The 12,187-nt window shown below is 63.3% G+C and carries 11 protein-coding genes; 1 reads left to right on the top strand and 10 read right to left on the bottom strand.

Annotated elements, in window-relative coordinates; genetic code table 11:
* Positions 1-404: 404 nt before the first annotated feature.
* From AB688_RS03910 to AB688_RS03875, 8 genes are all read right to left on the bottom strand, one after another.
* Positions 405-965, bottom strand: coding sequence for a DUF2780 domain-containing protein (locus tag AB688_RS03910; RefSeq protein WP_063542292.1), 561 nt, complete (start codon positions 963-965; stop codon positions 405-407).
* A 172-nt stretch (positions 966-1,137) separates the two neighbouring features.
* Entirely contained in the window at positions 1,138-2,337 is a 1,200-nt protein-coding gene (gene fdhA, locus AB688_RS03905; protein WP_054892154.1) for a formaldehyde dehydrogenase, glutathione-independent, read from the bottom strand.
* Between the two features lie 260 nt (positions 2,338-2,597).
* On the bottom strand, positions 2,598-3,455 hold the full coding sequence (gene purU / locus AB688_RS03900; RefSeq protein ID WP_054892153.1) for a formyltetrahydrofolate deformylase: 858 nt from the start codon (positions 3,453-3,455) through the stop codon (positions 2,598-2,600).
* A 12-nt stretch (positions 3,456-3,467) separates the two neighbouring features.
* Entirely contained in the window at positions 3,468-4,100 is a 633-nt protein-coding gene (locus tag AB688_RS03895) for a sarcosine oxidase subunit gamma (RefSeq protein WP_054892152.1), read from the bottom strand.
* A 142-nt stretch (positions 4,101-4,242) separates the two neighbouring features.
* Positions 4,243-7,260: a sarcosine oxidase subunit alpha gene (locus AB688_RS03890; RefSeq protein ID WP_054892151.1), complete on the bottom strand. Its 3,018-nt coding sequence runs from the start codon at positions 7,258-7,260 to the stop codon at positions 4,243-4,245.
* On the bottom strand, positions 7,257-7,592 hold the full coding sequence (locus AB688_RS03885) for a sarcosine oxidase subunit delta (protein WP_054892150.1): 336 nt from the start codon (positions 7,590-7,592) through the stop codon (positions 7,257-7,259). Before AB688_RS03885 ends, AB688_RS03890 begins: the two co-directional genes overlap by 4 nt.
* A 16-nt stretch (positions 7,593-7,608) precedes the next feature.
* Positions 7,609-8,859, bottom strand: coding sequence for a sarcosine oxidase subunit beta family protein (locus AB688_RS03880; RefSeq protein ID WP_054892149.1), 1,251 nt, complete (start codon positions 8,857-8,859; stop codon positions 7,609-7,611).
* 15 nt (positions 8,860-8,874) lie between these two features.
* A complete protein-coding gene (locus AB688_RS03875; RefSeq protein WP_063542290.1) occupies positions 8,875-10,128 on the bottom strand; it encodes a serine hydroxymethyltransferase in 1,254 nt (417 codons plus the stop codon).
* 270 nt (positions 10,129-10,398) lie between these two features.
* Between AB688_RS03875 and AB688_RS03870 the strand changes: the two genes are divergently transcribed.
* The gene (locus tag AB688_RS03870; RefSeq protein WP_054892147.1) at positions 10,399-11,439 is read left to right on the top strand and encodes a low specificity L-threonine aldolase; all 1,041 of its coding nucleotides are present in this window, start codon (positions 10,399-10,401) and stop codon (positions 11,437-11,439) included.
* Between the two features lie 97 nt (positions 11,440-11,536).
* Here the strand turns inward: AB688_RS03870 and AB688_RS03865 are convergent, their stop codons facing one another.
* Both AB688_RS03865 and AB688_RS03860 read right to left on the bottom strand, forming a co-directional pair.
* On the bottom strand, positions 11,537-11,839 hold the full coding sequence (locus AB688_RS03865; RefSeq protein WP_063542288.1) for a cell division protein ZapA: 303 nt from the start codon (positions 11,837-11,839) through the stop codon (positions 11,537-11,539).
* Positions 11,836-12,066, bottom strand: coding sequence for a hypothetical protein (locus AB688_RS03860; protein WP_054892145.1), 231 nt, complete (start codon positions 12,064-12,066; stop codon positions 11,836-11,838). Before AB688_RS03860 ends, AB688_RS03865 begins: the two co-directional genes overlap by 4 nt.
* Between the last annotated feature and the right edge of the window lie 121 nt (positions 12,067-12,187).

Here is a 12,187-nt window from a genome sequence, read left to right as displayed (position 1 = left end):
ACTCCAGAAGTTCTGGCGCAAGCCGCCAGTAACAACAATACTCCGGGAATGGCAGCGTATCTTATCCGCATGTGAACACCTCACGTATCGACTGGCACACCGTGTCCGCTTTAGACTCTTGAACCATCCCACCGAAACATCAGATGGTCGATGTTTGCCAGCCGAACCTAACAAGACTGACAGTCACGCGAAACTGGTAAATATGCCAGGTGACAGCGAGGAAATTGCTGAGCAATATAGTTGATTAATTCGCGCTCACAATCACGATGTCACCCATGACCACGAGGCTCTATTATTTGAAGCGGCGGTAATACGGGGGGAGATAAAATGCCTTCAAACAAGAAGGCACGCATGATGATTATCTGATGGACTCAGTACCCTCAAGCTACCGGCCCCTCCAGATCTTAGATCGAGGGTATCGCGCCGGGAGCCTGCCACAATCCGGCCAGATTCTGCAGCAACGAGCCGGCAATGCCCTGCTGCCCCAGATATTGCAGGATCAACGGCGCGAACTGGCCAATCATGCCGGTATCCATGCCCAGCGCCTTGAAGGCGTTATCCAGGTCGTTGCGATTCTCGACATTGCCCAGGGCATTGCTCAGCGCCGACGAGCGCTGGTTGTTCTGCCCCAGCAACTCGCCCAGCCCGTTGAGCCCGCCCAAGGCGTTGGCACCGGACAACAGGTCAAGACCGGGCACCGCCTTGGTCAACTGGCCATAGTCGTCATTGCTCAGGTTGTTGCGCGCAAGGCCCAGCATGGCGCCAGCGCCGCCGACAGCCTGTTCGGGGGTGATCTTCAGTTCGCTGCCCAAGGTATTGAGCAGATTGGCCTGGGCGGCCGGCGCCTGGACCTGGCCTTTCGGGGTCTGCATGGCCGAGACAGCGTTGGCGGCATCGTTGAGGTTGAAGGCGAACACCGGGCTTGCGGCCAGGGTCATCAGGGTTGCCAGGGTGAATGCTTTCATCGGAGGACCTCGTAGGCCGGGATGGCCTGGGAAACGAGGCGTTGGACTGGGGGGCTGGAGCTTTGTTCCGGGCCGGATGTCGGTAAGGGACGAACCCGCCCCCACAGGCAGTCACCCCACCTGTGGGAGCGGGCTCGTCCCGCGATTGGCCCGCAAAGCGACGCCAAAGGCCTCAGGCAGCGCTGAAGGTCCTGTGCGGATCGATCACGAATTTCTTCGGCACGCCCGCATCGAACTCGCCGTACCCTTCCGGCGCCTGGTCCAGGCTGATCACCTGAACACCGACCACTTCGGCAATATTGATCCGATCCCACATGATCGCCTGCATCAGCTGGCGGTTGTACTTCATGGTCGGGGTCTGGCCGGTGTGGAAGCTGTGCGACTTGGCCCAGCCCAGGCCGAAGCGGATGCTCAGCGCACCGATCTTCGCCGCCGCGTCTACCGCACCCGGATCTTCGGTCACGTACAGGCCCGGAATACCGATCTTGCCGGCCACACGGGTGACCTGCATCAGCGAGTTGAGCACGGTCGCCGGAGCCTCGTGCTTGGCGCCTTCATGGCCGTGGCCGCGGGCTTCGAAGCCTACTGCATCGACGGCGCAGTCCACTTCAGGCTCACCGAGGATGTCGATGATCTGCTCGTGCAGCGGCGTGTCCTTGGACAGGTCGACCACCTCGAAGCCCTGGGACTTGGCGTGGGCCAGGCGCAGCGGATTGAGGTCACCCACGATCACGCACGCGGCGCCCAGCAGGCGTGCCGAAGCGGCAGCGGCCAGGCCGACCGGGCCGGCGCCAGCCACGTAGACGGTGCTGCCCGGGCCGACGCCCGCGGTGACAGCGCCGTGGTAGCCGGTGGGCAGGATGTCCGACAGACAGGTCAGGTCGCGGATCTTCTCCATGGCCTTGTCGCGGTCGGGCAGTTTCAGCAGGTTGAAGTCGGCGTACGGAACCAGCACGTATTCAGCCTGGCCGCCGGTCCAGTCACCCATGTCGACATAACCGTAGGCACCACCGGCACGGGCCGGGTTGACGGTCAGGCAGACGCCGGTATGCATCTCCTTGCAGGAACGGCAGCGCCCGCAAGCAACGTTGAACGGCACCGACACCAGGTCGCCGATCTTCAGGCGCTCGACATCACGGCCCAACTCGACGATTTCACCGGTGATTTCGTGGCCGAGCACCAGGCCGACCTGAGCGGTGGTGCGGCCACGGACCATGTGCTGGTCGGAGCCGCAGATATTGGTGGAGACCACCTTGAGGATCACGCCGTGCTCGATCTTCTTGCCGCGCGGATCCTGCATCTTGGGGTAGTCGATCTTCTGCACCTCGACCTTGCCTGCGCCGAGATACACCACTCCACGATTACCAGACATGCTCTTACCTCGCTTGATTTGTATTTATGCAGCGGTGGTTGAAGCGCCGCCATCCTTGGGCGGCCTGTGTTACTGGAATGAGGGGAATTGTGGGCTTGATGGGGGATGTCGCAGTGACTGGATGCGACAGGGGGTTGTCTGTTTACGGCAGCTCGAAAGCGGTGATGCCATTCGCGGGCAAGCCCGCGCCTACAGGCACAGTGCCGTTCTCAGACACGCGATCCCCCTGCAGGAGCGGGCTTGCCCCGCGATAGGGCCAATCAGAGCACCACAGTCCTGTTGGCGTTCAAAAACACCCGTCGCTCGATGTGATACCCCACCGCCCGCGCCAGGGTCAGGCATTCGATATCACGCCCCTTGGCGATCAGATCTTCGGGATAGTGGCTGTGATCGACCACCTCGACGCCTTGGGCGATGATCGGCCCTTCGTCGAGGTCGTTGTTGATGTAGTGCGCGGTCGCGCCGACCATCTTCACACCCTTGTTGTATGCCTGGTGATAGGGCTTGGCCCCCTTGAACCCCGGCAGCAGCGAGTGGTGGATGTTGATCGCCCAGCCATCCAGGCGCCGGCACAGCTCTGGCGACAGCACCTGCATGTAGCGGGCGAGAATAACCAGTTCGGCGCCGGTTTCCTCGATCACCTTGAGCACCTTGCGCTCCTGGCCCGGCTTGTCGTTCGGGTCGAGCGCGAAGTGGTAGTAGGGGATCTTGTGCCAGTGCGCCAGCGGCTCCAGGTCGGGGTGGTTGGAGATCACTGCGACCACCTCCATGCCCAGTTGGCCGATGCGCTGGCGATACAGCAGGTCGTTCAGGCAATGGTCGGCCTTGGACACCATGATCACCACCTTGGGGCGGTGATTGGGTGCAGTCAGCTCGAAGGCCATGCCAAACGCTTCGCTGCGCTCGGCGAATCCGGCACGGAAGGCATCTTCATCGAAACCGTCAGGTGCGCGGAACTCGACACGGATGAAGAAACGCCCCGACAGTCGATCATCGAAGGAATGGTGCTCGGTGACGTAGCAGCGCTGCTCGAAGAGATGACGCGTGACCACATCGACCGTGCCGAGCATGCTCGGGCAGTCGGCGGTGAGAATCCAGGTGTCCGGTGCCCGACTCATGATCTGCGCTCCTTATGCCTCGATGGCCAGGCCGTACTCGGCCGATGCGTCCTGCAGCCACAGCCACCAGTAGTCGGAGAAGCTGCGGCGGATCACCAGCTCCCAGGTGTCTTCGGCAGTGCGACGAATCACCAGTTGCGACTTGGCGAACACGGTACCCACGGCCTTGCCGACCGGGAAGTTGTTCGGGTGTACATCATAGCTGGTGGATTTCATCAGCACGTCGCGCACGTTCGGGCCGCGCAGCTCGAGCAGGGTCTGCCCGCCACTGACATTGACCACCTGGACGTGCTGGCCTTCAAGGGCATCGCGCAGCTTCTGCTCGACGCTGAACTCCTGGCCGCCCGGGACGATCAGCAGCCATTCGTCGGGGCCCACCCACTGCAACGACATTTCACTGTTGGCGACCACCGTCAGCGCCACCGGCAGCTCCAGGCCCAGGGCCTTGTGCACGGCACCGGCGAACTGCGGGTCATGGCCGTCGCCACGAAGGGTCAGGTGACCGAGGAATTTCTTCTCGCGCAGGGTCACGCCTGCGTTGTTGCGGCCCTTTCCGACCAGGCTGGCCAGGTCTGCATGGTGCAGCGGCGATTGGGCCTTGGCATCACTGCCGGGGTTCTGCTGGAAGACGTTGATAGCGCTCATTTCTTACCTGCCTTGAATTCTTGTGCCAGGAACGGCGCCGACCTGTAGGAGCGGGCTTGTCCCGCGATTGGGGCGCAGAGGCCACCATCGCAATCGCGGGGCAAGCCCGCTCCCACAGGGTCCGGCGTGGTCTTCCAATGCCTTAGACGTTCTGCCGCTCACCCTTCGGATCGAAGAACACCGAAGACACGATCTCTGCCTCGATCACGCTGCCATCGGCCTGTGGCGAATAGACCCGCTCGCCGAGGCGCTTGAGGCCACCCTTGACCACGCCCATGGCGAACGAATAGCCCAGGGAGTTGGCCTTGTAGCTGGAGGTGACGTGACCGACCATGTCCATCGGGATTGGCTGCTTGGGATCGAATACCAGCTGGGCGCCTTCAGGCAGCCACACGTTCGGGTCGACAGGCTTGAGGCCAACCAGTTGCTTGCGGTTCTCGCGGGTGGTGTCCTCGCGGTTCATACCGCGCAGGCCGATCCACGAGTACGGCTTGTTGCGCCCCACGCACCAGCTCATGTTGAGGTCGTCCGGGGTCATCGAGCCGTCGGTGTCCTGGCCGACGATGATGAAACCCTTCTCGGCGCGCAGCACGTGCATGGTCTCGGTGCCGTATGGCGTGAGGTTGTACTGCTTGCCCGCCTCGATGATCTTTTCCAGCACGCCCATGGCGTAGTTGGCCTGGACGTTGACCTCGTACGACAGCTCGCCGGTGAACGAGATACGGAACACCCGCGCCGGTACACCACCGACGTTGCCTTCCTTCCAACTCATGAACGGGAAGGCGTCCTTGTCCAGGTCGATGTCGCTGATCTGCTCCAGCAGCTTGCGGCTGTTGGGGCCGGACAGGGTCATGGTCGCCCAGTGGTCGGTCACCGAGGTGAAATACACCTTCAGCTCCGGCCATTCGGTCTGGTGGTACAGCTCCAGCCACTGAAGCACACGGGCGGCACCGCCAGTGGTGGTGGTCATGATGAAGTGGTTGTCGCCGACGCAGGCGGTCACGCCGTCGTCGAAGACCATGCCGTCTTCCTTGCACATCAGGCCGTAGCGGGCCTTGCCCACATCGAGCTTGGTCCAGGCGTTGGTGTAAACGCGGTTGAGGAACTCGCGCGCATCCGGGCCCTGGATATCGATCTTGCCGAGCGTGGAGGCATCGAGCAGGCCCACGCTGTCACGCACTGCCTTGCACTCACGTGCCACGGCGGCGTGAATGTCTTCGCCAGGCTTGGGGAAGTACCATGGGCGCTTCCACTGGCCGACATCCTCGAACTCGGCGTTGTTCTTCACGTGCCAGGCGTGCAGCGCGGTGAAGCGCACCGGCTCGAACAGGTGGCCACAATGACGGCCCGCCACCGCGCCGAACGTGACCGGCGTGTAGTTGGGGCGGAACATGGTGGTGCCCATTTCCGGAATGGTGATACCCAGCGAGCGGGCGGCGATGGCCAGGCCGTTGATGTTGCCCAGCTTGCCTTGGTCGGTACCGAAGCCCAGCGCGGTGTAGCGCTTGACGTGCTCGACCGACTCGAAGCCTTCGCGGGTGGCCAACTCGATGGCGGCCGCAGTGACGTCGTTCTGCTGGTCGACGAACTGTTTCGGCGCGCGCGCAGTGCCCTTGTCGTGCGGCACCTGGAACAGCGCCACAGTGGCCTCTTCCTTGCGTTGCAGGGCCTTGGGCAGGCTGCCGACGCTGGCCTTGAAGCCGGCCTCGGTGGCGGCGCGAGCCCCCCCTTCGAAGCCATCGGCGAGGGTGTCGCCCAGCGCATAGACGCCGTTCACGCCACCGACGCACACGCGCTTCTGCGGCGCGTCGCCCGGCACGAAGCCGAGGATATCGTCACGCCAGACCGGGCGTCCGCCCAGGTGCGAAGCCAGGTGCACCACCGGGCTGTAGCCCCCGGACGTGGCCACCAGGTCGCATTCGAGCCATTCGCCAGGGCTGGTGACCTTGTGCGCAGGCACATCGATGGCCGCCACACGGGCACCGGTGACGTGCTTGCCGCCACGGGCTTCGATCACTGCACTGGAGGTGAGGATGCGGATGCCCTTGGCACGCGCCTCCTCGACCAACGAACCGCGTGGGTTGTGGCGCGCATCGGCGATGGCGATCACCTGCAGGCCGGCATCGTGCCAGTCCAGGGCGGTGCGGTAGGCATGGTCGTTGTTGGTCGACAGCACCAGCTTGCGGCCCGGCGCCACGCCATAACGGCGCACATAGGTGGAAACCGCTCCGGCCAGCATGTTGCCCGGCAGGTCGTTGTTGCCGTACACCAGCGGACGCTCGTGGGCGCCGGTGGCCAGCACCACACGCTTGGCCCGCACACGGTGCACGCGCTGGCGTACCTGGCCGATCGGCGCGCGATCGCCGAGGTGATCGGTGAGGCGCTCGTGGATGGTCAGGAAGTTATGGTCGTGATAACCGTTGACCGTGCTGCGCGGCAGCAGGGTGACTTCCGCCAGCCCCTGCAGCTCGGCAAGGGTCGCAGCCACCCAGTCGGCGGCCGGCTTGCCGTCGAGGGTCTCGCGGCTGTCGAGCAGGCTGCCGCCGAACTCTTCCTGTTCGTCGGCCAGGATCACCCGTGCACCGCTACGGCCAGCCGCCAGTGCGGCGGCCAGGCCTGCCGGGCCGGCACCGACGATCAGCACGTCGCAGTGCTGGTTCATGTAGTCGTAGCTGTCCGGGTCGTTCTGCAGCGGTGCACGGCCCAGGCCCGCCGCCTTGCGGATGTACTTCTCGTAGGTCATCCAGAACGACTTGGGATACATGAAGGTCTTGTAGTAGAACCCCGGCGGCATCATGTTGCCGCCGACCTTGCCGATGATGCCCATGACGTCGTTGTTGACGTTCGGCCAGCCGTTGGTGCTGCTGGCCACCAGGCCCGAATACAGCGCCTGCTGGGTGGCACGCACGTTGGGAATCTGCGTGGCTTCGCTGGAGCCGATCTGCAGGATGGCGTTCGGCTCTTCAGTACCGGCGGCGATGATCCCGCGTGGGCGCGAATACTTGAAGCTGCGCCCGACGATCTCGACACCGTTGGCCAGCAGCGCGGCGGCCAGGGTATCGCCGGCATAACCCTGGTAGGTCTTGCCGTTGAAGGTAAAGTTCAGAACCTTGCTGCGGTCGATGCGACCGCCGCTGGCGAGGCGATAGACCTGGCTCATACTTTTTCTCCCTGGCCCTTGGCGGTCGCCGGTGCGGCGCTTTGTCTGGATGCAGCGGTCACCTGAGGTTTCTCACCGATCTTGTAGGTTTCGAGAATCTCGTAGGTCACCGTGTCGCGGGTCACGTTGAAGTACTGGCGGCAGCCGGCGACGTGGTCCCACAGCTCATGGTGGATACCGCGCGGGTTGTCGCGGAAGAACATGTAGGTACCCCACTCTTCGTCGGAGCAGGCGTTCGGGTCCAGCGGGCGGGCGATGTGCGCCTGGCCTGAAGCGTGGAATTCTTCTTCGGAGCGCAGCTCGCCGCAGTGGGGACAGAAGATTTGCAACATGACGATTGTCTCCGGGTCAGTGGGCGACGGCAGCAGCGCCGTGTTCGTCGATCAGCGCGCCGTTGTAGAAACGGTCGATGGAGAAAGGCGCGGCCAGCGGGTGCATCTCGCCCTTGGCCAGGCTCGCCGCAAAGACGTTGCCCGAACCTGGCGTGGCCTTGAAGCCGCCCGTGCCCCAACCGCAGTTGAAGAACATGTTCTTGACCGGAGTCTTGGAGATGATCGGGCAGGCATCGGGAGTGGTGTCGACGATGCCGCCCCACTGACGGTTCATGCGCACGCGCGACAGGATCGGGAACATCTCGACGATCGCCTGCAGGGTGTGTTCGATGATCGGGTAAGAGCCACGCTGGCCATAACCGACCCAGCCGTCGATGCCGGCACCGATCACCAGGTCGCCTTTGTCGGACTGGCTGATGTAGCCGTGCACGGCGTTGGACATGATCACCGAGTCGATGATCGGCTTGATCGGCTCCGATACCAGTGCCTGCAAGGGGTGCGACTCCAGCGGCAGGCGGAAGCCAGCCAGCTTGGCCATGTGCCCGGAGTTACCGGCGGTGACCACGCCGACGCGCTTGGCACCGATGAAACCCTTGTTGGTTTCCACACCGATCACAGCACCGTTCTCCTTGCGGAAACCAATGACTTCGGTCTGTTGGATCAGGTCCACACCCAGGGCGTCGGCGGCCCGGGCGAAGCCCCAGGCGACCGCATCGTGACGGGCCACGCCGCCGCGACGCTGCACGGTGGCGCCCAGAATGGGGTAACGGGTGTTCTTCGAACAGTCCAGGTACGGGATCTCGGCTGCGACCTGGTCGGTGAGGATCAGCTCGCCGTCGACGCCATTGAGACGGTTGGCGTTGACCCGCCGCTCGGAATCACGGATGTCCTGCAGGGTGTGGCACAGGTTGTAGACGCCGCGCTGGGAGAACATCACGTTGTAGTTGATGTCCTGCGACAGGCCCTCCCACAGCTTCATGGCATGCTCGTAGAGGTGCGCGGACTCATCCCACAGGTAGTTGGAACGCACGATGGTGGTGTTGCGCGCGGTGTTGCCACCACCCAGGTAACCCTTCTCGACCACCGCGACGTTGGTAATGCCATGTTCCTTGGCCAGGTAGTAGGCCGTGGCCAGGCCATGACCGCCGCCGCCAACGATGACCACGTCGTAGACCTTCTTGGGAGTTGGCGTGCGCCACATGCGCTGCCAGTTCTCGTGGTGGCTGAGGGAGTGCTTGAGGAGGCCGAAGCCCGAATAGCGTTGCATGGTGTTCTACTCCACTCAGCGGTAGACCGGGAAGTCGGCGCACAGGGCGGCGACGTTCTTGGCGACATCGGCTTCGACGTCGGCGTCGCCCAGGTTGTCCAGCACATCGCAGATCCAGCCAGCCAGCGCCACGCACTGGGCAACCTTGAAGCCGCGGGTGGTGACGGCCGGGGTGCCGATGCGCAGGCCCGAGGTGACGAACGGCGACTGCGGATCGTTGGGCACGGCGTTCTTGTTGACGGTGATGTGAGCGCGGCCGAGGGCGGCGTCGGCATCCTTGCCGGTCAGGCCCTGGCGAATCAGGCTGACCAGGAACAGGTGGTTGTCGGTACCGCCGGAAACCACGTCGTAGCCACGCTCGATGAACACCTGGGCCATGGCCTGGGCATTCTCGATGACCTGTTTCTGGTAAGTCTTGAACTCGGGCTCCAGCGCCTCCTTGAAGCACACCGCCTTGGCGGCGATCACGTGCATCAGCGGGCCGCCCTGGGCGCCGGGGAACACGGCGGCGTTGAGCTTCTTCTCGATCTCTTCGTTGGACTTGGCCAGGATCAGGCCGCCACGCGGGCCGCGCAGGGTCTTGTGGGTAGTGGTGGTGACCACGTCGGCGAAAGGAATCGGGTTCGGGTACAGGCCCGCAGCGACCAGGCCGGCAACGTGGGCCATGTCGACGAACAGCAGCGCACCGACTTTATCGGCGATCTGGCGGAAGCGTGGGAAATCGAGGGTTTTCGAGTAGGCCGAGAAACCTGCGACGATCATCTTCGGCTTGTGCTCGACGGCGAGGCGCTCGACTTCGTCGTAGTCGATCAGGCCGGTATTGGTGTCGATTCCGTATTGAACGGCGTTGTAAAGCTTACCCGAGGACGACACCTTGGCGCCGTGGGTGAGGTGGCCGCCGTGGGCCAGGCTCATGCCCAGGATGGTGTCACCGGCCTGCAGCAGGGCGAGGTAGACCGCACTGTTGGCCGAGGAGCCGGAATGCGGCTGGACGTTGGCGTAATCAGCGCCGAACAGCTGCTTGGCGCGCTCGATGGCCAGCGCCTCGACCTTGTCGACGTGCTCGCAACCACCGTAGTAGCGCTTGCCCGGATAGCCTTCGGCGTACTTGTTGGTCAGGCCGCTGCCCTGGGCCTGCATCACGCGCTTGCTGGTGTAGTTCTCCGAGGCGATCAGCTCGATGTGATCTTCCTGGCGCTGTTCCTCGGCATTCATCGCCGCCAGCAGTGCATCGTCGTAACCCTGGATCTGGTCTTGCTTGCTGAACATCGTGTTTCTCCCGGCAGCGATCGCTTCTTGTCTGATGAGGGTCTTCTCACCCTATGCAGCGATGGTATGACTGGGCCGGGGGGCACAGATGCCTGCGCGCGCCTTGCAATGGCGCGTTTACGACATTGTGGTGCAGGGACCGTGATGCCCCTGCAGGAGCGGGCTTGTCCGCCAAGAAGCCGGCACTGACACCCCACACCCGGCTTGTATAGGCAACTGCTGAATCGATGGTTTAGAGTGCTGCCTTGCGTCGTAAAAAGGACAGGCGTCATGACCGATAACAACCAACAATTCGCCAGCGACAACTATTCCGGCATCTGCCCCGAAGCCTGGGCGGCGATGGAAAAGGCCAACCAGGGCCATGAGCGCGCCTACGGCGACGATCAGTGGACCGAACGCGCCTCGGAATACTTCCGCAAGCTGTTCGAGACCGACTGCGAGGTATTCTTCGCCTTCAACGGCACCGCCGCCAACTCCCTGGCCCTGGCCTCGCTGTGCCAGAGCTACCACAGCGTGATCTGCTCCGAGACCGCCCACGTCGAGACCGACGAATGCGGCGCGCCGGAGTTCTTTTCCAACGGTTCAAAGCTGCTGACCGCACGCAGCGTCAACGGCAAGCTGACCCCGGACTCGATCCGCGAGGTCGCGCTCAAACGCCAGGACATCCACTATCCGAAGCCGCGCGTGGTCACCATCACCCAGGCCACCGAAGTCGGCAGCGTGTATCGCCCCGACGAGCTCAAGGCGATCAGCGCCACCTGCAAGGAACTGGGCCTGAACCTGCACATGGACGGCGCACGCTTCTCCAACGCCTGTGCGTTCCTCGGCTGTTCGCCGGCGGAGCTGACCTGGAAGGCGGGCGTCGATGTACTGTGCTTCGGGGGCACCAAGAACGGCATGGCGGTGGGCGAGGCGATCCTGTTCTTCAACCGCGAACTGGCCGAAGACTTCGACTACCGCTGCAAGCAGGCCGGGCAACTGGCCTCGAAGATGCGCTTCTTGTCGGCGCCCTGGGTCGGGCTGCTGGAAGACGGCGCCTGGTTGCGTCACGCACGACATGCCAACCACTGCGCGCAGTTGCTGGCGTCGCTGGTCAGTGACCTGCCGGGTGTCGAGCTGATGTTCCCGGTGGAGGCCAACGGGGTGTTCCTGCAACTGCCGGAGTTCGCCATCGAGGCCCTGCGTAACAAGGGCTGGCGCTTCTATACCTTCATTGGCAGCGGCGGCGCACGTTTCATGTGCTCATGGGATACCCAGGAAGCACGCGTGCGAGAGCTGGCGGCGGATATCCACGCGATCATCAACGGCTAAGCGAGAAGGCTGGCGGCGGGAGCGGGCTGTCCCACTCCCCGCAAAACGCGTCAGTTCAAGATCATCAGCAGGACAGTCATCCTGCCTCGGGAAGGGTTCAGGCCTTGCCAATGGTCCGGGCGATAGCGTCCACCGCAGCATCCACCTTCGCCTGGGTGCGCTCCAGCGTCTGCGCGTGCTCGCGCTGCAACTCGATCTGCTTGGAGCACAGGTTCAAAGCCGCCAGCACCAGCAACTTGTCGCCGATCAATGTGGGGTAGTTGCGCTTGGTCTCGGCCAGAGCGACGTTGAGCATGCGCACGGCCTGCGAGAGCGTCTCTTCCTGGCCCTCGGGCGCCTTCAGCGAGTAGTCGGTGCCGAGAATGTTCACCACATTGATCGGCTGCGCTTGCAGTCTCATGCGCCTACGACACCTGCACTGGCACGCTCGACCAGCGCCTGGATACGTGCGGCGGTAGCGCCGTGCTTCTCTTCCTGCTCCATCAGCGACAGCTGCAGGGTCTCGTTCTCTTCCTTGGCCTGGGCCAGTTCCTGATCGAGCTTCTGGTTCTGCTCGGTCAGTTGCGCGTTCTTGTGCATCAGGTCGCCGACCAGTTGCTCCAGTTGATTCAGGGATGCTTCCAACATGCGTCTATCTCGGTTGTTGCAAAGGGCGCACACGATAAAGAAAAGCTCGCGCCCCCGCCATTAAAAATCAGGTAAGGGAGGGTGTGTTCCGGCAGATTGACAGGCTTGCGGGCACCTTGTT

The sequence above is a fragment of the Pseudomonas putida genome (genome assembly GCF_001636055.1).
Taxonomy (GTDB): domain Bacteria; phylum Pseudomonadota; class Gammaproteobacteria; order Pseudomonadales; family Pseudomonadaceae; genus Aquipseudomonas; species Aquipseudomonas machongensis.
Note: the sequence above shows the minus strand (reverse complement) of the source record. Positions and strands in the feature narration are given on the sequence as shown.